Raw genomic sequence first — 23,755 nt, forward strand, 5'->3', positions numbered from 1 at the left:
GTGTTGTGGCGGGGGGCGGGGCGGCACAGGCTGGGCCCTGCAATCCGAGCAATCCGTGGAGGTGGGTCGTGATCCAGGACGACCAAGAGGGCCGTTTCGCCGTTGTCATCAACGATGAGGAGCAGTACTCGATTTGGCCGGAGGGGCGCGACGTACCGGCGGGCTGGCGAGGCGTGGGCGTCAGCGGGTCCCGGGAGGAGTGCCTGGCGCACGTGGAGGACGTCTGGACCGACCAGCGGCCGCTGAGTGTCCGCCGGGCCGGTTAGCCGACCGGCGGCGGCGAAGGAGCGGGCGGTGGGCCGCGGCGTCGCCGTGCGGCCCACCGACTGCTCCGGGTCGGCCGTGCGGCCCATCGACTGCCCCGGGTCGGGCGTACGGCGCACCGGCCGCTCCGGGGCGGCGCTGTGGCCCGCCGGTCGGTGCCGGTCAGAGGTCGTGGGGGAGCCAGCCGCGCTGGACCGCTCGTACGCCCGCTTCGAATCTGCTGCGGGCCCCCAGCCGGTCCATCAGGCCCGTCGCGATGCGGCGGGCCGTGCGGTGCGAGACGCCGAGGCGCTTGGCTATGCCCTCGTCCGTGTGGCCCTCGGCGAGCAGCCGCAGGGCCGCCGCCTCCTGCCGGTCGAGCTCGTCGGCGTCACGGCGGGGCCTGACGCCCAGCGGGCTCGCGTTCTGCCAGACCGTCTCGAAGAGGGTGCACAGCGCGGTCAGCGTGCCCTTGCCCGTGATCACGACGGCGCCCTCGCTGCTGTCCTCGCTGTTGAGGGGGATCACGGCCGTCGCGCGGTCCAGGAGCGTCATGCGCAGCGGGAGTTCCCCGGCCGTGCGGACCTGGCCGCCCATCGCGGTGAGCCAGTTCGCGTGCGCCACACTGGCCGCGCAGTTGCGCACGCTCTCCAGGTAGATCGTGCGCATCGCCACCCCGCGCCCCAGCAACCTCTCGTTGAGCGGCCGCGCGGACGCCATGTTCTCCTCGGTCTGCGCACCCCCCGGCGCGAAGGCCATCACCTCCTGCCGCACGTTGTCCGTGAGGACGGCCAGCCGGGCACGGATCTGCGCCACGTCGGCCAGGTGCTCCATGCTCACCGGGCCGCTCGTGGGACGGCGGTCGGCGTACTCGGATATCAGCTGCGACGCCGCCGTCCGGGCCGCGGCGATGCGCTGCCGCTGCAGGGCGAACTCCGCCTGTCTTCGGGCCAGCAGGTAGTCGAGCCCGAGCTCGGGGCTGACCGCCCGGGGCGGCTGAGCGGGGCCGGCGGAAGGCTGGACCAGGGACAGTTCGGTCAGCCGGTCCCAGGCGGCCCGTACGGCGTCCTCGGCGAGGTCCAAGTGGCGCGCGAGTGCGGTGACGTCGTCCTGGGGCCGTTCCAACATGGCCCGGTACACCGCTTCCGTCGGCGTATCCAGTCCCAGTAATTCCAGCATCGCTCAGCTCCCCGATCCGGCGGTGTCGCTCCATCGTCCTTCTACGGGCCCGGGGGCGGCCCGCCGTCGGGCCGTTCGGTGACACGGTGGCCACTTTGGGTCATGACCCAATGCGGCCCCCCGTTTTCCTTCCCCCCAAGGTTCACCTGCGGTGATGCTACTTCCGAGGCGGACGACTCCGCCAGGAACAAGTTCTCAGCCGTGAATCCTCTCCATGGGTTCACGTCCCGAAAGGACGCCGGTCATGTTCAGTGCCCGTATCGCCAAGGCCGCCGCTCTCACCGCTGTCACCGCCGCGGCGCTCCTCGCGCCCGCCGTGGTCACCAGCGCCGCCGCCGAGCCGGCCACCGCCGCCGCTGTCTCCGCGGCCGCCGCGGCCGAGGACGACACCGCACCCGTCGAGGGGCCCAAGCGGGACATGGGCTGGCAGTGACACCGATGGCCGTCGTGACCCGCGCCGGCCGCGCGGACCGTCGGGAGCCGGCGTGGACCTGAGACAGCTGACCACCTTCCACCGCGTCGCGACGCTGCTGAGCTTCACCCGGGCGGCGTCCGAGCTGAAGTACGCGCAGTCCAGCGTGACCGCCCAGGTCAAGGGGCTCGAAGTGGCCCTGGGCGTCGAGCTCTTCGAGCGGTTGCGCGGACGGATCCGGCTGACGCCGGCCGGGGAGCGGCTCGTACCGTACGCGGAGCAGATCCTCTCCCTGGTCGACGAGGCCCGGGACAAGACCACCGGCTGGGCGGAGCCCTCGGGGGTGCTCACCATCGGCACGACGGAGAGCCTCACGTCGTACCGCATGCCGCCCGTGCTGGAGTACTTCCACCACCGCTACCCCCTCCTCCAGCTCGCGCTGCGCCCCAGCCAGTGCGCCCAGACGTGCGAGGCGCTGCGGCAGGGCGCCTTCGACATGGGGTTCCTCATGGAGGCGCGGACGGAGCACCCGGGGCTGTGCACCGAGGTGCTGGGGCGCGAGCCGCTGGTCGCGGTCGCCGCGCCCGGGCACCCCCTCGCGTCGCTGCGGCACGTGAGCACCGAGGACCTGCGCGGGGCGCGCGTCCTGGCGCCCGAGGCGGGGTCGGCGTACCGGGAGCTGTTCGAGGCGGAGCTCAACGAAGGCGCCGCCCGGCCCGTGCGGCTGCTGGAGTTCGGCAACATCGAGTCGGTCAAGCGCGGGCTCGCGGCCGGGCTCGGTGTGAGCGTGCTGCCCGCGATGGCGGTCGCCGACGCGGTCGCCGCCGGGACGCTCGCGATTCTGGAGTGGGAGCCGCCGTTCGAGGTGTTCACGCAGATCGCGTGGCGCCGGGGCCGGCAGCTCACCCGGGAGATGCGGGTGTTCGTCGACCGTACGGTGCGGTTCATGGCCCAGGACGAACGGCTTCCGGCGCAGCAGCACCCGAGGGCGCAGCAGCGGGAGCAGCTCCAGCTGGTGGGGTGAGGTCCGGCCCGAGCGGTCTCACGGCCGCCGGTACGCCGTCGGCGTACCGGCGGCCGTCGCGCGTTCCCGGCCGCGTCCGTCCCCGCTGCCGCGCCCGGTCACAGGTGGCCCTTGGCCACCAGTTCCTCCATGATCTGGAGGGCGTTGAGGGCCGAGCCCACGCGCAGGTTGTCGGTGACAAGCCAGAGCAGGAAGCTGTTCGGGTTGGTGGCGGAGACCCGTATGCGGCCCACGTGGATGTGGTTGGGGTCGCCCAGTGTGGCGGGCGTGAGGACGTCGCCGTGCATCCCGTCGTCGTGGACGGTCACGTCGGGCAGGCCGCCCAGCAGTGCGCCCAGTTCCGCGCGGTCGACCGGCGACAGGCACTCGACCCACACGGCGGCGGAGTGGCCGTTGACCACCGGGACCCGGACGCAGGTCGCCGTCACGTCGAGGTCGGGCAGGTTCAGGATCTTGCGCGACTCCTGGAGGAGTTTGTGCTCCTGGAGGGTGAAGCCGCTGGCCAGGACCTGGCCGATCTGGGGCACCACGTTGAAGGCGAGCGCCGGTGTGAACTCCTTGGCCGGCATCTCCGCCTGCGGGTCCTGCAGCGCGAGCCGGGACGCCTCCTGGAGCTCCTCGATGCCGGAGTGGCCGCTGCCGGACGCGGCCTGGTACGTACTGACGACGATCTGGCGCACCCCCCAGCGGCGCTCCACGTCGCGGACGACGCGGACCAGCGGGATCGTCACGGAGTTCGGGTTGGCGATCACGCCGGACGGCGGACGGCGGTCCAGCTCGGCGGCGTTGACCTGCGGTACGACCAGCGGGGTGTCGGCGTTCATCCGGAACGCGAAGGTGTTGTCGATCACCAGGGTGCCGTGGGCGACCGCGACCGGAACCCAGGCGCGGCTGACGGCGTGGCCGGCGAAGAAGAACACGACGTCGGCGTCGCCGAAGTGGAACGCGTTGAGGTCGGCCACCCGGTAGTCCCGGTCGCCGACCCGGATGTCGAGCCCGGCCGAGCGGGCGGAGGCCACCAGGTGCAGTTGCCGGTAGCGCAGCCCCCGGTCCTCGATGAGTTCGAGCAGAGTGCCGCCCACCGCGCCGGTCGCGCCGACGACGGCGATGCGCGGGGCGAGCGGGTCGTCGACCAGGGGCATGGACATCGCCGATCGAGTAGAGCCGGTGCGTGGTCGTGCGTCGACCGGGATCCTGGACAGGGCACAGATTATCGCCGCGCCGGATCTGACCGGCAATCAGAGACGGCACCGGATGACCGATGGCGCCCATCGGCCGTTCCGATGGGCCGGCGGCGATCGGAAACACCGAAGCCGGCGATCGGATCTGCCCGTCGGCGGAACGTTGATTCGACGTTTCCCGTGGCGAAGGGTTGGGGGCGGAACGGTCCTGGGCGACCGGAGTGCGCCGAGCGAATGGGTGGGTTCATGCAGCAGGCCGTCAAGGTCGTCGGAATCGGGGGGTCCTCCCGGCCGGGCTCCACGGCGGAGCAGGGTCTTCGTGTGGTGCTGGCCGAAGCGGCCCGGCTGGGCGCGGAGGTCAGCCTGATCGGCGGCGCCGAACTGGTCATGCCGCTGTACGACCCCCGCGCCGTGTCACTGTCGCCCGAGGCGCACCGCATGCTGGCCGCGATCACCGCCGCCGACGGTGTGGTGCTGGCGAGTCCGGCGTACCACGGGACGCTGTCGGGGCTGCTGAAGAACGCCCTGGACTACACCGAGGAACTGCGCGGCGACAGCAGGCCGTACCTCACCGGGCGGGCCGTGGGCTGCCTGTCGGTGGGACAGGGCTGGCAGGGCGCGGTGACCACCCTGGGCGCGCTGCGGGACGTCGTGCACGCCCTGCGGGGGTGGAGCACTCCGCTGGGTGTGGCGATGAACAGCCTGAACGCCGGCTTCACCGCGACCGGGGAGTGCGACGACCCGCACATCCAGGGGCAGTTGACCGCGATGGCCGGCCAGGTCGTCGACTTCGCCGAGGCGCACCGGGCCCTGCGGGCCACGGCGCTCCAGGCGCGATGAGCATGGACGCCGCTACGAGCTGCTGGATCCGTTGCTTCCACCCGAAGCCGCCGGCCGCGCACACCCTGGTCTGCTTCCCGCACGCGGGCGGCTCCGCGAGTTACTACCACGGTCTGTCGGCCGCACTGGGCCCGGACATCGAGATGCTGGTGATCCAGTACCCGGGCCGCGAGAACCGGCTGTTCGAGGAGCCGGTGGCCTCCGTCGCGACGCTGGCGGACTCCGTGGCCGAGGTGCTGCGCGCCCGCCTCGGTGGCCGGCGGCCGGTCCTGTTCGGGCACAGCATGGGAGGCATCGTCGCCTTCGAGGTCGCGCGACGGCTGGAGCGGGCCGGCGGCCCGGCCCCCACCGGGCTCGTCGCCTCCGCGTGCTCGGCCCCCTCGAACCGTCCGCCGATCGCCGGTCCGGGCGACGAGGAGCCCGACAGCGCCGTGCTGGCGCGGATCATGGGCCTGGGCGGCACCGCGCAGGACGTCGGCGAGCACGCGGAGCTGATCGAGCTGGTTCTGCCGGCGATACGGGCCGACCTGGCCGCCCTCGGTTCCTACCGGGCGTCCGAGGACGCCGTCGTCGGCTGCCCGGTCACCGTGTTCGTCGCCGACGGGGACCACGAAGTCCCGGTGGAGGAGGCCGGGCTGTGGGGGCGGCACACCACCGCCGGAGCCCGGGTGCACCTCTTCGAGGGCGACCACTTCTACCTCAGCAAGCTGCCCGAAGACTTTCTCGACCTGCTCCAGGAAACTGCGCGCACTTCTCGCCCGGAGATCTCACTCGCATGACCACCATGGGATTCGTGGAGGAAGAGCTCGCCCAGATGTGGGCCGAGCTGCTGGACACCGCCGGTGCGACGGTCGGCCCGGAGTCGGGGTTCACCGCTCTCGGGGGCGGGGCGGACGCGGCGCGGCTGCTCGCCGTCCGTATCGACGAGGAACTCGGCGCGCGGGTCGCGGCGGACGCACTGCTGGGCGCGGACACGCTCGCGGGCATGGCCCGCCTGGTGCGCGAGGCCATGGAGCGTGCCATGGAGCGGGCCGGGGCCGGCCGGGCCGCGGCGGGCTCGGCTCCCGCCGGGCCCCGGGCCTGCGCCCGGCGGGAGCGGCCCGAGCTGTCGTTCGCCCAGCAGCGGCTGTGGTTCATGCAGCAGATCGACCCCGAGACCACCCTCTACAACGTGCCGACCGTGCTGCACCTGCGCGGCGGCTTGGACCGGGCCGCCCTCGGCCGCGCCCTCGACGCGCTCGTAGCCCGCCACGAGGTGCTGCGGACGATGTACGACGCCCCGTCCGGCCGCCCGTACCAGGTGATCCGGGACCCGGAGCCGCTGGACCTGCCGTACACGGACCTGTCCGGCGCCGCCGACCCGGCGGGCGAGGCGGAGCGCCTCGCGGCCGAGGAGGCCGCCACCGTCTTCGACCTGGCCGCGGGGCTGCCGCTGCGGGCCCGGCTGGTGCGGGTCGGCGCGCGGGCGTACCGGCTGCTGGTGACGTTCCACCACATCGCCATCGACGGCTGGTCGGTGGAGGTCTTCTTCCGCGAGCTGGGGCGGCTCTACGGCGGCGAAGCCCTCGCCGACGTGACCCTGCACTACGCCGACTACGCGTGCTGGCAGCGCGAGCGGCTCCAGGGCGAGACCCTGGACGCGCTCGTCGGGCACTGGCGCGGGGCGCTGGGGGACGACCCGAAAGCGCTCGCCGTGCCGACCGACCGGCCGCGCGGCGCCACCCGGAGCTTCCGGGGCGCCGTCGCGACCCGCGAGCTGTCGCCCGAACTCACCGCGCGGCTGCGGGAGTTCAGCCGCCGCGAGCGGGTCACTCCGTACATGACCCTGTTCGCCGGGCTGCACACGCTCCTCGCCGGCTGGTCGGGGGCGACCGACATCACCGTCGGCACCCCGGTCGCGGGCCGGGACCGGCCGGAACTCCAGGAGCTGGTCGGCTGCCTGATCAACATGGTGCCGGTACGGGTGCGGCTGGACGGCGGCCCCGGCTTCCGGGAGCTGCTGACACGCGTCCGCGCGGCGGTGCTCGACGCGTCCGCGCACCAGGAGCTGCCCTTCGACAAGCTGGTCGAGGCGCTGGTGTCCCGGCGCAGCCGTGACTTCCTGCCGGTCTTCCGGGTGATGTTCAGCTTCCTCAAGGAACGGCCGGAGCCCGTCTTCGCCGGGCTCGACGGATGCTCCCTGGACCTCACCGGCCCGCAGGACACCGCGAAGTACGACCTGAGCCTGTACGCGCAGGAACGCGGCGCCGGCCTCGCGCTGACCCTCGAGTACGACACCGACCTGTTCGGGCCGGACACCCCGGCCGCCCTGCTGGCCGCCTACGAGCACACGCTGCGCGAGGCGACGGCCCGCCCGGACACCCCGGTGCCGGAGCTCGCCGCGGCCCGGTTCCCCTCCGGCCCGCACGCCCCGGCCGGCCCGCGGGGGCCGCACAACCCGCACCGCACGCAGAACCCCACCGGCACCGAGTCCGGCACTGAGAGGAACACCCACCGTGACCGTTGACCCAATGGCCGCGCCCGCGCCGGGGACCATCGACGCGTGGTTCGCGCGGCAGGCCGCCGACCGCGGCGACGCCGTCGCCGTGACCGGCCGCGACGGCCGGCTGACCTACCGAGAGCTGGAGCGCGACGCCAACCGGCTGGCGCACCACCTGCGCACCCTCGGCGTCGGCCCCGAAGTGCCGGTCGCCGTGTCCGTGGAGCGCACCACGACCCTGGTGACGGCCCTGCTCGCGGTGCTGAAGGCCGGCGGCGCGTACGTGCCGCTGGACCCCTCGGCCCCCGACGAGCGGCTGCGCTTCACCCTCGCCGACGCGGGCGCCGGCGTCCTGCTGACCGACGACGCCGGACGCGGCCCGCGCGCCGCGCACACCGTGCTGACCGGCCCCGGCGGCGCCGACCTGTCGGCGTACCCGCAGACCGCGCCCGAGAACCCCGGCACCGGCCCGGCGAGTCTCGCGTACGTCATCTACACCAGCGGTTCGACCGGCACCCCCAAGGGCGTCATGATCGAGCACCGCAATGTGACGGGCCTGCTCACCGGGGTCCGGGACCGGTTCGGTTTCGGTCCCAGCGACGTGTGGTCGATGTGCGCGTCCGCCGCGTTCGACGTGTCCGTGTGGGAGATGTGGGGCGCCCTGCTGCACGGCGGCCGCCTCGTCGTCGTACCGGACGACGTGCGCCGCTCCCCGCAGGACCTGCACGCGCTGCTGCGCCGCGAGGGCGTCACCGTCCTCAACCAGACGCCGGCCGCCTTCCGCCAGCTCGTCCGGTACGAGGAGGAGCACGACGGCCCCGGGTCCCCGGCCGAACTGGCGCTGCGGCTCGTGGTCTTCGCCGGGGAGGCGCTGGCGCCCGAGACGCTGCGGCCGTGGATCGCCCGGCACGGCGACCGGACGCCGGTGCTGGTCAACATGTACGGGATCACCGAGACCACCGTGCACTCGACCTGTCGCCGGATGACCTCGGCCGACCTCGAAGGCGCGGCGGGCAGCATGATCGGCGGCCCGATCGGCGGCTGGACCATGGACGTGCTCGGCGCGGACGGCGAGCGGGTCGCCGGCGGCGAGGCCGGTGAGCTGTACGTCGGCGGCGCGGGTGTGGCCCGCGGCTACCTGGGCCGCCCCGCCCTGACCGCCGAGCGCTTCCTGCCCGACCCGGACGCGGCCGTGCCCGGGGCGCGCCGGTACCGCTCGGGCGACAGCGCCCGGCGCGCGGCCGGCGGCGACCACGAGTACCTGGGCCGCCTGGACCACCAGGTGAAGATCCGCGGCTACCGCGTCGAGCTCGGCGAGATCGAGAACGCGCTCACCCGCCACCCCGCCGTCCGCGACACCGTCGTGGTCGTCGACCGGGACGCGGCGGGGGACCCGCGCCTGGCCGCCTACTGGGTGGCCGCCGCCGGAGCGCCGGCCGGCCCCTCCGAACTGCGTGAGCACCTGGCCCTGACCCTGCCCGAGTACATGCTGCCGAACGTGTACGTGACGCTCGACCGGCTGCCGCTGACCCCCAACGGCAAGGTCGACCGGCGTGCGCTGCCCGCTCCCGACGTGGTACGCCCGGAGCTGGACGCGGAGTTCGCGGCGCCCGCCACCCCCGTCGAGAAGGCCCTCGCCGACATCTGGGCCGACGTGCTCTCGGTGGACCGGGTCGGCCTCGACGACGACTTCTTCGAACTCGGCGGCCACTCCATGCTCGCCACCCAGGCCGTCGCCCTCACCAAGGAACGGCTCGGCGTCGCCGCGACGCTGCGGCTGTTCTTCGACCGGCCGACGGTACGGGAACTCGCGAGCGCCCTCGACGAACTGCTCGCCGCACCGCACGACACCGGCGCCGACAGCCGGTCCGCATCCCACCCGCACGGGGAGAAGAACGCATGACGTACGAGACGGATCTGCCACTGCCCGAGCAGGCCGTGGCCATCATCGCGATGAGCGGCCGCTTCCCGGGCGCCGCGGATGTCGACGAGCTGTGGCGCACCGTGGCGGCGGGCGAGGAGGGACGCACCTCCTACACCGACGAGGAGCTGGCCGCCGCCGGGGTGCCCGAGCAGCTGCTGAACGACCCGGCCTATGTGAAGTCCGGCTTCCCGGTGGACGGGTTCGACCGCTTCGACGCCGACTTCTTCGGCGTCACCCGGTCCGAGGCCGAACTCATGGACCCGCAGCACCGGTTGCTCCTGGAGACCGCCTGGCAGGCGCTGGAGCGGGCCGGTTACCCGGCGAGGACCTTCGAGGGGCGTACCGGTGTGTTCGCCGGCACCTCGGGCAGCGGCTACCTCCAGGAGCGGATCGCGCGCGGCGGGGCCGAGGGCCGGATCTCGGACGAGATCCAGGTCGCGATCGGCAACGACCCCGGGATGCTGGCGCTGCGGGTCTCGTACAAGCTCGGTCTGACCGGGCCCAGTTTCACCGTGCAGAGCGCGTGTTCCTCGTCGCTGGTGACGGTCCACCTCGCCGTGCAGTCCCTGCTCAGCCGCGAGTCCGACCTGGCGCTGGCGGGCGGGGTCGCGGTCCGCGCTTTCGAGCCGCGCGGTTACCGGTACGAGGAGGGGGCGATCCTCTCGACGGACGGCCACTGCCGCCCGTTCGACGCCGACGCGTCCGGCACCGTCTCCGGTGACGGGGTGGCCCTGGTCGTCCTCAAGCGGCTGGAGGACGCCGTCGCCGACGGCGACCACATCCACGCGGTGATCCGGGGCAGCGCCGTCAACAACGACGGCTCCGCGAAGATCGGCTTCACCGCCCCGTCCCCGCACGGCCAGGCCGAGGTGATCACCGAGGCGCTCGCGGTCGCCGGGGTCGAGCCCCGCACCGTCCAGTACGTCGAGGCGCACGGCACCGCGACCCCGCTCGGCGACCCGATCGAGGTCCAGGCGCTCACCGAGGCGTTCGGCCCCGACGCGCCCGCTGGGTCGGTCCACCTGGGCTCCGTGAAGTCCAACGTCGGCCACCTCGACGCGGCGGCCGGAGTCACCGGCCTCATCAAGGCGGCCCTGGCGCTGGAGCACCGCTTCATCCCGCCGACCGCACACTTCCGCAGCGCCAACCCGCGACTCGCCCTCGACAAGGGGCCGTTCACGGTCGACGGCGAGGGCGTGCCGTGGCCCGCGACGGAGCAGCCGCCGCGCGCCGGCGTGAGCGCCTTCGGCATCGGCGGCACCAACGCGCACGTGATCCTCGAAGCGGCCCCGGTGCTCCCGCCGGCGGAGCGGGAAACCGACGCCGCCGACTGGCAGGTGCTGCCCCTGTCGGCCCGTACGCCGCAGGCCCTCGACGCCGCCGCCGCGCGCCTCGCGACGGCCCTCACGGCGCAGGAGGCCGGGCCGGACGCCGGGCTCGCCGACGCCGCGTACACCCTGCAACTGGGACGCGCCGCCTTCCCGTACCGCCGTACCGTCGTCGCGAACGACCGCGCCGCCGCGGCCGCCGCCCTGGAGCGGCCCGCCGCCGCCGGGGAGCCGGCGCGCGACGAGGCGCCGGACGTGGTGTTCGTCTTCCCGGGCCAGGGCGCCCAGTACGCCGGCATGGGCGCGCAGCTGTACCGCACCGAGCCGGTGTTCCGCGACGCGCTCGACCGCTGCGCCGAGCTCCTGCTGCCCCACCTCGGCTGGGACGTACGCGACGTGGCCTTCGCCACCGACGGCGACGAGGCGAAGGAGCGGCTGCGGCAGACCCTCTACACCCAGCCGACCGTCTTCAGCGTCGACTACGCCGTCGCGCGGCTGCTCATGTCGTGGGGCGTGCGCCCCGCCGCGATGACCGGGCACAGCCTCGGCGAGCTCGTATCGGCCTGCCTGGCGGGCGTGTTCAGCCTGGAGGACGCGCTGCGCGTGGTCGCCCGCCGCGCCGCGCTCATGCAGGACCTGGCGCCCGGCCGGATGCTGTCGGTCCTGCTGGACGAGGCGGCCCTGACCAAGGCGCTGGACGGACTGACGGCGACGATCGCCGCCGTCAACGCGCCGGCCTCCTGCGTCGTCGCCGGCACGCCCGAGGAGGTCGCCGAGGCCCGCCGCGTCCTGGAGGCCCAGGGGGTGTCCGTACGGGAGCTGGAGACCTCGCACGCCTTCCACACCGCGCTGGTCGAGCCGGCGCTGCCCGGCCTCGCCGAAGTGCTGCGTTCGGTGCGGCTGAACACGCCGCAGATCCCCTTCCTGTCCAACGTGACGGGCACCTGGATCACCGACGAGCAGGCCACCGACCCCGACTACTGGGTGTCCCACACCCGCGAGCCGGTCCGCTTCTCCGACGGCATCACCGCGCTCGCCGAGCGCGGGGACGACGTGCTGCTCGTCGAGGCCGGTCCGGGCAGCCAGCTGAGCGGTCTCGTACGGATCCACCCGGAGCCGTCGCCCGTCGTCACCCTGCTGCGCAGGCCGCGCGGCGAGGAGGACTCCGCCGAGGCCCGCACCGTCCGCGAGGGCCTTGCCGAGCTGTGGCGGCACGGTGCGGACGTCGACTGGGCCGCCCTGCACGGCGACCGGGCCCGCCGCCGGGTGCCGCTGCCCGCCTACCCCTTCGAGGGCCGCTCCTACCTGCTGCCGAAGCCGCAGGCCGCCGCCGGGAACGTGCGCACCGACCCCGAGCGGTGGACGTACGCCCCGGTCTGGCACCGCGCGCCGCTCCCGCGGGACGCCGCCGCCGCGGTGGAGGGACCGCTCAGCTGGCTGGTCCTCGCGGACGACACCGGTCTCACCGACGCCCTGACGGCCGCCCTGCGCGAGCGGGGCCACACCGTCACCACCGTGCGCAGGGCGGCGGCGTACGCCCGCACCTCCGCGCACGGCTTCGACGCCGACCCGGCGGACGCCGGCCACCTCGGCCAGGTGATCCGCGAGCTGCGGCAGACGGGCGCGGCCCCCGACCGGGTGGTGCACGCCTGGTCCGTCACGGGCTCGGCGGACGGCGGGGACGCGGTACGCCGCTACACCACCGGCCTGGACACCGGGTTCCACAGCCTGGTGTCCCTCGCCCAGGCGCTCGGCGAGAGCGGCGAGGACCGCCCGGTGCGGATCGACGTCCTCACCGACAGCCTCCAGGACGCGTACGGCACAGCCGTGGTCCGGCCCGAGCGCGCCACCCTGTACGGCGCGGTCACCGTGCTGCCGCAGGAGTACGCGTGGCTGACCTGCCGCGCCGTCGACGTCGTCCTGCCCGCCACCGACGCCGACCGCACCCGCCTCACCGCGCAGCTCGGCGCCGAACTCGCCGGTGCGGGGCGCGAGAACCTCGTCGCCTACCGGGGAGCCCAGCGGCTCCTGCGGGCCTTCGCGCCGGTCGAGCTGGACGCCGTACCCACGGGGCGGGCCTGGCGCGAGGGCGCCGGGTACCTCGTCACCGGCGTGTCCGGCGAGACCGGGCTGCTGTTCGCCGAGCAGATCGCCGCGAGCGGGGCCAGGGCCGTGCTAGTCGGCGACCCGGCCTTCCCGGCCGAGAGCGAGTGGGACGCCTGGCAGAGCGGGGTGGCGGGTGACGACGAGCGAGTGCGGTGCCGCGTCGCGCGGCTCGCCGCGCTGCGCGCCGCGCACCCCGAAGCCGTCGTCTACCGCGCCGCCGATCTGGCCGACCCCGGTGAGGCGCGCGCCACGGTCGAGGAGGCGCGGACCGTGCTGGGCGCTGTCAACGGCGTACTGCACCTGGCCGACGCCCGGGGCTCGGGCCTGACTGCGCTCAAGGCGCGGGAAGACTTCGACGCCGTCCTCGCGGCGCGGGTGAGATCGACGCTGCTCCTCGACGAGCTGCTGGCCGGGGACGGGCTCGATTTCTTCCTGACCGCCTCCGCCACCACCGGCATCGTCGGCGGCTTCGGCCAGGCCGAGAACTGCGCGGCGTCGGTGTTCCTCGACGCCTTCGCCCAGGCGGCCACCGCCGCCGGGCGGCCCACCGTCACCGTCGACTGGTCGCAGTGGGACTGGGACGACTGGTTCGAGCAGCAGATGGCGGGACTGCCCGAGGTGCGGGAGCTGTACGAGCGGCTGCGCCTGTCCCAGGGCGTCCCGGCCGCCGACGGCCTGGCGCTGGCCCGCGCCGCCCTGTCCGGCGGGCTGCCGCAGGTCGTGGTCTCCAAGGCCGACTTCCAGGACGTACTGGCCGACCAGTCCGGGCTGACGGCGACCTCGTTCACCGACTCGCTCGGCGGCGGCCGGGGGCGCGGCGACGACGACTGGGACCCGGCCACGGTGTGGCCGGACGACGAACTCGCCCAGTCCGTCGCCCGGGTGTGGCACGAGATGCTCGGCGTCTCCCCGATCGGACCCGGCGACGACTTCTACGACTTGGGCGGCAACTCGCTGTTCGCCATCCAGATCGTCGGCCGGCTGCGGCAGGCCCACGGCGACTTCCCGATGAGCGCCGTCTTCGAGGCGCCGACCGTCCCGGGGCTCGCCGCCGCGATCCGCTCCCACCAGGCCGAATCGATCGGTCTGGACGAGTTCGAGGCACTGCTGCGCGAGGTCGAGAGCCTCTCCGCCGGCGAGGCCGAGGCAAAGCTGAAGGGTGACGACCATGTCTGACGAGCAGTCGCGGACGAACGCCGACGAGTCCGAGGTCGCGCGAAGGCTCAAGGAGCGGCTGTCCTCGCTCTCCCCCGAGCAGCGCGCCGTACTGGAGCGGTCCCTGCGCGAGCGCAACGTCAAGGCGCCCTCCGCCGTGGACTCCGGTGCGAAGGCGGCGGCGAGGAGCGAGGCGCCCCGCCGCACCCGCAGGCCCGGCAGCACCATGGACTTCAGCCTGTTCTTCTTCTCCGGCGACGGTACGGCGAAGGGCCCCGGCAAGTACCAGCTGCTGCTCGACAGCGCCCGGCACGCCGACGCCAACGGCTTCGACGGCATCTGGGTCCCCGAGCGGCACTTCGTGGACTTCGGCGGCCTCTACCCGAACCCGTCGCTGCTGGCCTCCGCCATCGCCGTACTGACCGAGCACATCCAGATCCGCGCGGGCAGCTGCGTCCTGCCCCTGCACCACCCGGTGCGGGTCGCCGAGGAGTGGGCGGTCGTCGACAACCTGTCCGGCGGGCGGGCCGCGATCTCGGCGGCCTCCGGCTGGCACCCGGACGACTTCCTCCTCGCGCCGGGCGACGGGCAGCAGCGCTACCCGCGCCGCAAGGACGAGATGTTCGAGTCGATCGACGCCGTCCAGCGGCTGTGGGCGGGCGAGAGCGTCGAGTTCCCGCGCGCTGACGGCTCCGCGCAGTCGGTACGCACGCTTCCGCGTCCGCTCCAGCCGAAGCTGCCGGTGTGGGTGTCGGCGCAGGGCAGCGTCGAGACGTTCGTACGGGCCGGGGAGATCGGCGCGTACGTCCTGACCGGGCTGGTCGCCCAGCGCCCGGCCGACCTGAAGGACAAGATCGTCGCCTACCGCGAGGCGCTCGCCGGGGCCGGGCACGACCCGGCCCAGGGGCGGGTCACCGCGATGGTGCACACCTACGTGGGCTCCGACGACGACGAGGCCAGGGAGACGGTGCGGGGGCCGCTGACCGCGTACCTGAAGACCTTCCTGGAGCAGCAGGACAGCTTCGGCAGCGAGTTCTCCAAGCTGAACGACGCCGAGCGCGACGTCATGCTGAACGCCACCTTCGAGCGCTACTTCGACACGCTCGCGCTGCTGGGCACCCCCGACAAGTGCGAGTCCCTCATCGAGGACCTGGTGGACATCGGCGTCGACGAGGTCGCCTGCCTGGTCGACTTCGGGCTCGACCCCGGCCAGGTCCTCAAGGGCCTGGACCACCTCACCGAACTCAAGAACCGCTACCGGCACCGGGGCGAGACCGAAGGAGAGCAGTCGTGACCGGACTCGCAGACCGGCTGGCCGGCCTCACCCCGGCCCAGCGCGCCCTGCTCGACCGGCGGATGCGCGAGCGCAGCACCAGCGCCGTGACCAACGCGCCGATTCCGCGCAGGCAGCGGGAGAACCGCGTACCGCTCACGGTGGACCAGGAACGCATCTGGCTCATCCACCAGTTCGACCCCGAAGACCCCGTCTACAACGTGTACTTCGCCTCCCGGCTGCACGGCGAGCTGGACACGGACGCGCTCCAGCGCGCCGTGAACGCCTTCGTGCGGCGCCACGAGGCGATGCGCACCACGTTCGAGCAGGACGGGCACGCGCCCGTCCAGGTGATCCACGCCTCCATGGAGGTGCCGCTGGACCACCAGGACCTGCGCTCCGTGCCGGCCGAGCGGCGCGAGGACGAGATGATGCGGCTCGCCACCGAGGAGCTGCGCAAGCCGTTCGACCTGGTGAAGGGCCCGCTGCTGCGCATCGCCCTGCTGCGCCTGGACGAGCGGGAGCACGTGCTGGTCGGCACGGTCGACCACCTGGTCTGGGACCGCGGCTCGATGGGCATCTTCAACGCCGAGATCGCCGAGTTCTACACGGCGTACGCCACCGGCCGCGAGCCGAAGCTGGCGCCGATCGAGGTGCACTACCCGGACTACTCCGAGTGGCAGCCGCAGTGGCTGCGCGAGGAGGTGCGGCGCAAGCACCTGCCGTACTGGAAGAAGCAGCTCGAAGGCGCCGACCTGGTGCTGGAGCTGCCCACCGACCGGCCCCGCCCGCCGCTCCAGACCGCCAACGGCGCCCGCTACCAGTTCCCGCTCACCCCGGAGCTGACCCAGGCGGTCCGCGACCTCGCCAAGCGCGAGGACGTCACCGTCAACATTGCGCTTCTCACCGCGTGGCAGCTGATCCTGCACCGGCTCACCGGGCAGCGGGACATCGTGGTCGGCACCACCTCGTCGACCCGCAGCAGGCCCGAGACCGAGCCGATGATCGGCTACTTCCTCACCATGCTGCCGCTGCGCACCACGGTCCGGCCGGCGATGACCGTACGGGAACTGCTCCAGGCGACCCGCACCACGATGATGGGCGCCTTCGACCACCACGACATCCCCTTCGGGACGCTGCTGGACGAGCTGGACCTGGACCGCGACCCGAGCCGTACGCCGATCTACCAGACCTCGTTCATCCTCGTGGACTTCCTCCACGAGGAGGAGACCCCCATGGCCGGGCTGACCGTCGAGGAGCTGATGCTCGACAACGCCACCGCCAAGGACGACGTGATGCTGGGCTTCTTCGACGACCCGGCGCTCGCGGACGACCACTTCCACGGGGTGCTGGAGTACAACACCGACCTGTTCGACGAGAGCACGATGGCCCGGATGGCCCGGCAGATCGTGCGCCTCCTGGAGCAGATGTGCGAGGACGCGGGGCGCGCGGTACGCGACCTGTCGCTGCTCGGCCCCGACGAGGCCCGCACCCTGCTGGTCGACTGGAACCGCACCGAGGCGGCCCGCGAGGACGGTGACTCGCTGGACGTGCTGGTACGCCGTCAGGCCGGGGCGACCCCCGACGCGGTCGCCGTCTCCTGCGGCGACGAGCGGCTGACGTACGCCGAACTGCTGGAGCGGGCCGGCCGGCTCGCCTCGCACCTCCAGCAGCGGGGCGTGGAGCCCGAGACCGTCGTCGGGGTCTGCCTGGAGCGCTCGGCCGACCTGGTGGTCGCCCTCCTCGGCGTCGTCATGTCGGGCGGCGCCTACCTGCCGTTGGACGCGGCATACCCCGCCCGGCGCCTGGCGGACATGACCCACGACGCGGACGCGAGGTTCCTGCTGACCCGCTCCGGGCTGCTCGACAGCCTCGCGGACTGCCCGGGTGAGCGGATCTGCCTCGACACCGACGCCGAGGCCGTGGCCCTCGCCCCGGCCGTGCCGGTGACGCCCGCCGCCGGTGAGGACCGGCTCGCGTACGTCATCTACACCTCCGGGTCCACCGGCCGCCCCAAGGGCGTCGAGGTCACCCACCGCAACCTCGCCAACCTGCTGCTGGCGATGGCCGCCGAGACCGGTCTCGGCGCCGGCGACACGCTCACCGCCGTCACGCCCGTCACCTTCGACATCGCGGGCCTGGAGCTGTACGCCCCGCTGATCAGCGGGGCACGGGTGCACGTCGTGCGCAAGGAGGAGGCGGTCGACGGCCGCCGGCTGGCCGCCCTGCTCACCGAGACCGGCGCCACTGTCATGCAGGCCACCCCGGCCACCTGGCAGCTCCTGGTGGAGGCCGGCTGGAGCAACGACGGCTCGCTGCGGGTCCTGGTCGGCGGCGAGGCGCTGCCCCCGGCGCTGGCCGAGCGGCTCGTGCGCGAGCCGGGCCGCACCTGGAACGTCTACGGGCCGACCGAGACGACCATCTGGTCCACCGCGCACCGCCTGGACAGCGGGGCCGAGCAGGTCTCCATCGGCCGCCCGCTGGACAACACCCAGGTGTACGTCCTCGACGAGCGCCTGGAGCCGGTGCCGGTCGGCATGCCCGGCGACCTGTACCTCGGCGGCACGGGGGTCGCGCGCGGCTACCGCGGCCGGCCCGCGCTGACCGCGGAGCGGTTCGTACCCGACCCGTTCGGTGGCCGGCCCGGCGCGCGGCTCTACGCCACCGGCGACAAGGCGCGGCTGCGCGAGGACGGCACGCTCGTCTTCCTCGGCCGCGACGACGGCCAGGTCAAGCTGCGCGGCTTCCGCATCGAACTGGGCGAGATCGAGGCCCGGCTGGAGGAGCACCCCGCGGTACGCCGCGCGGTCGCCCTCGTCCGCGAGGACCGGCCCGGCGACAAGCGGCTGACCGGTTACGTCGTGGCGGCGGACGGCGCGGCGCCGGGCGCCGAGGAACTGCGCGAGCACCTGCGCCGCTTCCTGCCCGACTACATGGTCCCGTCCGCGATCGTCGCCCTGGACGCCTTCCCGCTGAACACCAGCGGCAAGATCGACCGCCGGGCGCTGCCCGAGCCCGTCGTCGAGCGGGACGCGGCGAGCTACGTGCCGCCGCGCGACGCGATCGAGCTGGAGGTCGCCCACATCTGGGAGGAGGTGCTCGGGGTCAGGCCGATCGGCCTGCACGACCGGTTCTTCGACCTCGGCGGCCACTCCCTGCTCGTCCTGCGGCTGATGGCCGAGATCGAGAAGCGGTTCGGGCAGCAGCTCCCGATGGCCGCGATCTTCCGGGGTGCCACCGTCGAGCGGTTCGCGCGCATGCTGCGCGACGGCTACCAGGACGAGGCGGACGTGCACCTCGTGGAGATCGGCTCCGGCACCACCGGCGCCCCCGTCTTCTTCGCCCACCCGGCCGGCAGCGAGGTCGTCTGCTACATGCCGTTCGCCGGGCTCATGGACGGCGGCGACCGGCCGCTGTACGCCCTGGCGTCCCCGCCGCCGGTCGACGGAGCCCTCCCGTACGCCGACTTCGGGGCGCGTGCCGCGGCGTACGCCGATCTGATCCGCGAAGTCCAGCCCGAGGGCCCGTACACCGTGGCCGGCTGGTGCTACGGCGGCACCAACGCCTTCGCCGTCGCCGGCGAGCTGGAGAAGACCGGCGCCGAGGTGTCCGTCGTCATGATGGACTCGCACCCGCCCGCTGAGGTCCCGGAGGGCTCCGAGCCCGACCCGGCCGAGATCGTCGAGGCCATCGCGGCGAACCTCCAGTGGGACTACGGCAACGCGCTGAAGTCCGTCGAGGAGCTGAAGGGGATGACCCCCGACGAGCACCTCGACCACCTCCTCGCCATCGCCCGCGCCTCCGACTACCTGCCGCCGGACGCCGGACGCGAGCAGGTCCGCGACATCCTCGACCTGTGGGTCGCCAACCTGCGGCTCGTCTGGAACTTCCGCCCCCTGCCCGTCAGGGGCCGGGTCACTCTGATCCGCGCGGCCGAGGAGACGTACGACTCGACCGAGGCGTGGCGCGCGCTGACCACCGGCGGGGAACTCGACGTCCGGGTGGTCGACGGCAACCACTACACGATGATGCGCCACCCGTACATCGAGGGCGTCGCCACGATACTGAACGAGGTCGTCGCCAGTGATTGAGCTGCTCAAGGACCGGACGTACATCCGCTATTGGCTGGCCGTCGTCGCGTCCTTCCTCGGTGACGCCATCACCAAGATCACGCTGATCTACGTGGTGGCCACCGAGACCTCCGACCCGGTCCTGTACGTCTCCCTCGTGGTCATCGCGCAGATGCTGCCCTCCGGCGTGCTGGGGGCCTTCGTCGGGCCGCTGGCCGACCGGTTCCCGGCGCGCGGCCTCATGGTCGGCTCCGACCTGGTGCGGGTGGCGCTGGTCCTGGCGATGATCCCGGTGCGGGACTCGCCGCTGCTGCTGCTCGTACTGATCCTGTTCACCGGCATCGCCAAGGCGTTCTTCGAGACGGCACGGATCACCGCGATCCCGCTCATCGTGCGGGGGCACAGCATCCCCACGGCGGTCGCGCTGTTCCAGTCGACGAACCACACCCTGAACCTGGTGGGCCCCGCCCTCGGCGGTCTGCTCCTCGCGTTCGGCAGCGTCTCCGCCGTCTTCGTCATCGACGCGGCGACCTTCGTGATCTCGGCGGTGCTGCTGGGCAGCATGGCGGTACTGCGCGAGGTCCCCGTCCCCGGCCCCGACAGCGGCCGGGAGTCGTACTGGAAGTCGCTGGGCACCGGCATATCGGGTGTGCTCGCCGTACCGTCGCTGCGCTTCCTCGCGGTCATCCTGGTACCGGTGATGCTCGTCCTCGGGCTGTTCACCACCAACCTCAACTCCCAGCTCCTCAACGTCTTCGACCTGTCCGCCTTCTACTTCGGCCTGGCCCAGGCCGCCTTCGGCGCGGGCTGTGTGATCGGCGCGCTGACCGGTCCGCCGCTGGTACGCCGGTTCTCCGACCGGGGGCTGCTCATCGGCTCGATCGTGCTGTTCGGTGTGTCGCTGCTGCTGCTCGCCCCGACCGGCCGGCTGCGCGACGCGCTGGGCGTGGGCGTCGTACTGGCCTGGTGCGTGCTGGCGGGCATCGGCTCCGGTCTCTTCCAGGTGCCGGTGGCCAACACGCTCATCAGCGACCTGCCCGAGGAACTGCGCGGGCGCGGGGTCGGGCTGCTCAACGCCCTGATGGTCAACTTCACCATCATCGGCGTGATCGTCGGCGGCCTGGCGGCGGACCTGATGGGCATCGCCGAGTCGATCATCGTGGCCGGCGGGCTGCTGCTGCCGGCGGCGGCGGTACTGGCCGCCGCGTCGGTGCGCGACAGGAACAACCGGAAGGACCGGTCCGGGGCGGGGGTGGCCTCATGACGGCCGCCGAGCGGCTCGTGCCGCTCACCCCGGCCCAGCGGCGGCTGTGGGCGCTCGCCCAGGTCCGCCCCGACGACCCCTTCTTCAGCATCCCGTTCGCCGTCGGCATCGAGGGCCCGCTCGACGCGGCGGCCCTGGCCCGCGCCCTCGACGAGCTGGTACGCCGCCACCCCGCCCTGCGCACCACGATCGTGCGCGGCGCCGACGGCGAACCCGCGCAGCGCGTCGCGGCGCCCGGACCGGTGGAGCTGCCCGTCGTCGACGCGCGGGACGACTCGGCCGCCCTGGCCGACGCGTTCGCCCGCGAGCCCTTCACCGTGGACGGCGGCCCGCTGCTGCGGGTGCGGCTGCTGCGGCTGGGCGACACGACGCACCGGCTGCTCGTCGGTGTGCACCACCTCGTCTTCGACGGGGCGTCGCTGGAGGTCTTCACCTCCGAACTGACCGCCCTGTACGACGCGTTCGCGCAGGGGCGGCCGTCCCCGCCGGCGGAGCCGGCCGTCGACCACGCCGCGTTCTGGGCCCGGCGCACCGAGGAGGACGAGCGGGCCGCCGCCGCGAACCTGGCGTACTGGACGCAGCGGCTGGCCGGCGCGCCCGAGGTGCTGGAACTGCCCCTCGCCCGGCCGCGCCCCGCGCGCGGCGGCCACGAGGGGGAGCGGCGTACGGCCGTGGTCCCGCACGAGGTCGTGGAACCGCTGCGGCGGCTCGCCCGGAGCAAGCGGTGCAGCCTGTTCATGGTGCTCAAGGCCGCGTGCGACGTGGTGCTCAGCCAGTACGGCGGCACCGACGTGCTCACCGGCACGGCCGTCTCCGGCCGCGACACCACCGAGAGCTCCGGGCTCGTCGGCTACCTCACGCGGCCCGTGGTGCTGCGCGCCGACCTGTCCGGCGACCCGGAGTTCGGGGAACTGCTGCACCGGGTGCGCGGTGACCTGCTGGACGCGCTGGACCACGCGGACCTGCCCGTCGACGAGGTCATGGACCGGCTCGGAGCCGCCCGCGACCCGAGCTACCACCCGCTCTACCAGGTCATGTACACGCATCAGCCGGCCGCGCCCGTGCGGCGGGCGGCGGACGCGGTGTTCACGGTGGAGGAGCTGCGGCTGCCGACCATGAAGACCGACCTGGCCGTCGACACGATCGAGACCGACGAGGGCCTGCTCGCCCTGGTCGACTACCGCACGGCCCTCTTCGAGGACGCGACCGCCGAGCGGCTGCTGGCCCGGCTGCGGACCGTACTGGAACGGGTGGCCGCCGACCCGGCCGCCCGGGTCTCCGCGCTGCTGCGGCCGACCGCCGCCGAGCGGCGGCTGCTGGTCGAGGAGTGGAACCCGGCGCACGACGCCGACGCCGACGGCGGTGTGCTGCACGCGATGGTGGCGGAGCAGACCGCCCGTACGCCGGACGCGGTCGCCGTGGCGGACGGGCCGCGCACCTGGACGTACCGCGAACTCGGTTACGTGGCCGACCGGTTGGCGGCGCGGCTGCTGGAGTGCGGCGTCACGCCGCAGACCCCGGTGGGCGTCTGCGCGCCGAAGTCCTTCGCGCTGGCCGCCGCCCAGCTGGGCGTGCTGCGGGCGGGCGGGGTGTGCGTGCCGCTGGACCCGGAGCTGCCGGCCTTTCTGCTGCGGCTGGCCGTGGACGACGCGGGGCTGACGACGGTGCTCGCCGACCTGGACTCCTCCTCGCTGTTCGACCACACCCGGGTGCGGGTGGTCGAGCTGGAGGCCCTGGAGGACCCGGCGGCGGCCGGGGACGCCCCCGCCGGCGCGCTGCCCGCCGTGGCGCCCGCCGACGCCGCCTGGGTGCTGCGCACTTCGGGCGCCACGGGCGACCCGCTGCCGGTGCTCGCCGAGCACCGCAACCTCGCCTCCCGGCTGCGCTGGGCCCACCGGGAGCTGCCCGCCGGGGCGCTCGACGCGGTGGCGCAGCTCAGCCCGCCGGACTCACCGGGCGCGGTGTTCGAGCTGTTCGCACCGCTCACCTCGGGAGGCCGCGCGGTCGTACCGGACGGCGCCGCGCCGGCCACGGTGCTCGCCGCGCCGTCCGTCCTCGCGGACCTCCTCGCCGACGGCCGGGACGCCGTGCCGGCGACGGTCCTGGCCGGCGGCGAGCTGCTCGCCCCGGCCGCCCTGGGCGCGGCGTACTCCGCCGGGGCCGGTCGGGTCCACCACCTCTACACCGCCGCCGAGACGGCCGGTGTGGCCGTCGGCGGACCGGCCCGCCCCGACGGGACCGGCCGCCCGGTGCCGCTCGGGCTTCCGGCGGACTGCACGGCGTACGTCCTCGACCGGCGCGGGGACCTGGTCCCGCCGGGCGTCGTCGGTGAGCTCCACATCGGGGGCGCCGCCGTCACCCGGGGGTACCTGAACGATCCGCGCCGCACGGCCGGGCGCTTCCTGCCCGACCCGTACGGGAAGCGGCCGGGCGGGCGCCTGTTCGCCACCGGCGACCTGGCGCGGCACACGCCCGACGGGCGACTGGTGTTCGCCGGCCGGGCCTCGGAGCAAACCCGGGTGCGCGGGGTCCGCGTGGCCGGCGCCGACATCGAGGCGGCGCTGCTGACCCACCCCGGCGTCGCACGTGCCCACGTGCGGACCGGGGCGCCCGGCGGAATCGAGGCGGCGGTCGCCGCCCGGCCGGGAGCGGACCTGACCGCCGACGCGCTGCGCGCGCACCTGCGCGAGCTGCTGCCCGGCTACCTGCAACCCGCCCGGATCGGCGTCCTGGACCGGATGCCGCTGCTGCCCGGCGGCCGGCCGGACGGCGCCGCCGTCGGCAGGGCACTGGAGCAGGCGCTCGCCGACGAGGCGCGGGCGGCGCGCGGCGCCGAGCGGCCGCCGGCGAGCGGCACCGAGCAACGGGTCGCCGCCGCCTGGCGCGAGGTGCTGGGCCGCACGGCCGGTCACGACGAGAGCTTCTTCGACGCGGGCGGCAACTCACTGCTGCTGATCCGGCTGCGCGACCGGCTGCGGACCGCGCTGGAGTGCGAGGTCGACGTGGTCGACCTGTTCCGGCACTCCACCGTGCGGACCATGGCCGCCTTCCTCGGGCAGAAGTCCGGCGCCGCCTCTTCAGCGAGCACCGGCCGTCGGACCGCCGGGGCCGCCGAGGAGCGCGGCCAGGCCCGGCTGCGGGCCATGCGCGCCCGGTCCGGGGAACGCACCCCGGGGCGGCCGCGATGACGGCGGGCCGGGCGACGACGCGAACGACGCGGGCGACGCGGGCGACGCGAACGACGCGGGCGACTCAGGCGACGCGAACAGTACGGACA

The 23,755-nt window shown here is 74.0% G+C and carries 14 protein-coding genes; 12 read left to right on the forward strand and 2 right to left on the reverse strand.

Going from position 1 to position 23,755, the window contains the following annotated elements; translation table 11 throughout:
- The first annotated feature begins 71 nt into the window (after positions 1-71).
- Entirely contained in the window at positions 72-266 is a 195-nt protein-coding gene (locus E2E34_RS05505) for an MbtH family protein (RefSeq protein ID WP_244315525.1), read from the forward strand.
- A 160-nt stretch (positions 267-426) separates the two neighbouring features.
- Here the strand turns inward: E2E34_RS05505 and E2E34_RS05510 are convergent, their stop codons facing one another.
- Complete coding sequence (locus E2E34_RS05510) at positions 427-1,422, reverse strand: helix-turn-helix domain-containing protein (protein ID WP_138900774.1); 996 nt, start codon at positions 1,420-1,422, stop codon at positions 427-429.
- Between the two features lie 244 nt (positions 1,423-1,666).
- Between E2E34_RS05510 and E2E34_RS05515 the strand changes: the two genes are divergently transcribed.
- On the forward strand, positions 1,667-1,855 hold the full coding sequence (locus tag E2E34_RS05515; protein WP_138900775.1) for a hypothetical protein: 189 nt from the start codon (positions 1,667-1,669) through the stop codon (positions 1,853-1,855).
- A gap of 52 nt (positions 1,856-1,907) precedes the next feature.
- Positions 1,908-2,858 (forward strand): LysR family transcriptional regulator, encoded by a 951-nt coding sequence (locus E2E34_RS05520; RefSeq protein ID WP_138900776.1) that lies wholly within the window; start codon positions 1,908-1,910, stop codon positions 2,856-2,858.
- Between the two features lie 98 nt (positions 2,859-2,956).
- On the opposite strand, the gene E2E34_RS05525 is transcribed toward E2E34_RS05520, so the two are convergent.
- On the reverse strand, positions 2,957-4,006 hold the full coding sequence (locus E2E34_RS05525; protein WP_244315523.1) for an aspartate-semialdehyde dehydrogenase: 1,050 nt from the start codon (positions 4,004-4,006) through the stop codon (positions 2,957-2,959).
- 279 nt (positions 4,007-4,285) lie between these two features.
- Here E2E34_RS05525 and E2E34_RS05530 point away from each other — a divergent pair, with 279 nt between their 5' ends.
- From E2E34_RS05530 to E2E34_RS05570, 9 genes are read left to right on the forward strand one after another with little or no spacing between them, the layout of a single operon-like run.
- Entirely contained in the window at positions 4,286-4,879 is a 594-nt protein-coding gene (locus tag E2E34_RS05530) for an NADPH-dependent FMN reductase (protein ID WP_138900777.1), read from the forward strand.
- 2 nt (positions 4,880-4,881) lie between these two features.
- On the forward strand, positions 4,882-5,658 hold the full coding sequence (locus E2E34_RS05535) for a thioesterase II family protein (RefSeq protein WP_167518218.1): 777 nt from the start codon (positions 4,882-4,884) through the stop codon (positions 5,656-5,658).
- Positions 5,655-7,385, forward strand: a complete 1,731-nt coding sequence (locus tag E2E34_RS05540; RefSeq protein WP_138900779.1) for a condensation domain-containing protein — start codon at positions 5,655-5,657, stop codon at positions 7,383-7,385. The genes E2E34_RS05535 and E2E34_RS05540 overlap by 4 nt, the downstream gene beginning before the upstream one ends.
- Positions 7,375-9,261 carry an amino acid adenylation domain-containing protein gene (locus tag E2E34_RS05545; RefSeq protein WP_138900780.1) on the forward strand — a complete coding sequence of 629 codons (1,887 nt, stop codon included), beginning with the start codon at positions 7,375-7,377 and terminating at the stop codon, positions 9,259-9,261. Before E2E34_RS05540 ends, E2E34_RS05545 begins: the two co-directional genes overlap by 11 nt.
- Positions 9,258-13,892 (forward strand): type I polyketide synthase, encoded by a 4,635-nt coding sequence (locus tag E2E34_RS05550; RefSeq protein WP_138900781.1) that lies wholly within the window; start codon positions 9,258-9,260, stop codon positions 13,890-13,892. The genes E2E34_RS05545 and E2E34_RS05550 overlap by 4 nt, the downstream gene beginning before the upstream one ends.
- The gene (locus tag E2E34_RS05555) at positions 13,885-15,165 is read left to right on the forward strand and encodes a MupA/Atu3671 family FMN-dependent luciferase-like monooxygenase (protein ID WP_208765154.1); all 1,281 of its coding nucleotides are present in this window, start codon (positions 13,885-13,887) and stop codon (positions 15,163-15,165) included. The genes E2E34_RS05550 and E2E34_RS05555 overlap by 8 nt, the downstream gene beginning before the upstream one ends.
- Positions 15,162-19,235 (forward strand): non-ribosomal peptide synthetase, encoded by a 4,074-nt coding sequence (locus E2E34_RS05560; RefSeq protein WP_138900782.1) that lies wholly within the window; start codon positions 15,162-15,164, stop codon positions 19,233-19,235. The genes E2E34_RS05555 and E2E34_RS05560 overlap by 4 nt, the downstream gene beginning before the upstream one ends.
- The gene (locus E2E34_RS05565) at positions 19,228-20,478 is read left to right on the forward strand and encodes an MFS transporter (protein ID WP_138900783.1); all 1,251 of its coding nucleotides are present in this window, start codon (positions 19,228-19,230) and stop codon (positions 20,476-20,478) included. The genes E2E34_RS05560 and E2E34_RS05565 overlap by 8 nt, the downstream gene beginning before the upstream one ends.
- A complete protein-coding gene (locus tag E2E34_RS05570) occupies positions 20,475-23,666 on the forward strand; it encodes a non-ribosomal peptide synthetase (protein ID WP_138900784.1) in 3,192 nt (1,063 codons plus the stop codon). Before E2E34_RS05565 ends, E2E34_RS05570 begins: the two co-directional genes overlap by 4 nt.
- The last annotated feature ends 89 nt before the right edge of the window (positions 23,667-23,755 follow it).

It is taken from the genome of Streptomyces albidochromogenes (assembly GCF_005981925.1).
Classification (GTDB): Bacteria; Actinomycetota; Actinomycetes; order Streptomycetales; family Streptomycetaceae; genus Streptomyces; species Streptomyces albidochromogenes.

What these genes read in the sequence shown, in the direction of transcription:
- E2E34_RS05515 (WP_138900775.1), top strand. Translation starts at nt 1,667, where the DNA reads ATGTTCAGTGCCCGTATCGCCAAGGCCGCCGCTCTCACCGCTGTCACC.
- E2E34_RS05535 (WP_167518218.1), top strand. Translation starts at nt 4,882, where the DNA reads ATGGACGCCGCTACGAGCTGCTGGATCCGTTGCTTCCACCCGAAGCCG.
- E2E34_RS05555 (WP_208765154.1), top strand. Translation starts at nt 13,885, where the DNA reads ATGTCTGACGAGCAGTCGCGGACGAACGCCGACGAGTCCGAGGTCGCG.
- E2E34_RS05550 (WP_138900781.1), top strand. Translation starts at nt 9,258, where the DNA reads ATGACGTACGAGACGGATCTGCCACTGCCCGAGCAGGCCGTGGCCATC.
- E2E34_RS05570 (WP_138900784.1), top strand. Translation starts at nt 20,475, where the DNA reads ATGACGGCCGCCGAGCGGCTCGTGCCGCTCACCCCGGCCCAGCGGCGG.
- E2E34_RS05510 (WP_138900774.1), bottom strand. Translation starts at nt 1,422, where the DNA reads ATGCTGGAATTACTGGGACTGGATACGCCGACGGAAGCGGTGTACCGG.
- E2E34_RS05540 (WP_138900779.1), top strand. Translation starts at nt 5,655, where the DNA reads ATGACCACCATGGGATTCGTGGAGGAAGAGCTCGCCCAGATGTGGGCC.
- E2E34_RS05530 (WP_138900777.1), top strand. Translation starts at nt 4,286, where the DNA reads ATGCAGCAGGCCGTCAAGGTCGTCGGAATCGGGGGGTCCTCCCGGCCG.
- E2E34_RS05525 (WP_244315523.1), bottom strand. Translation starts at nt 4,006, where the DNA reads ATGTCCATGCCCCTGGTCGACGACCCGCTCGCCCCGCGCATCGCCGTC.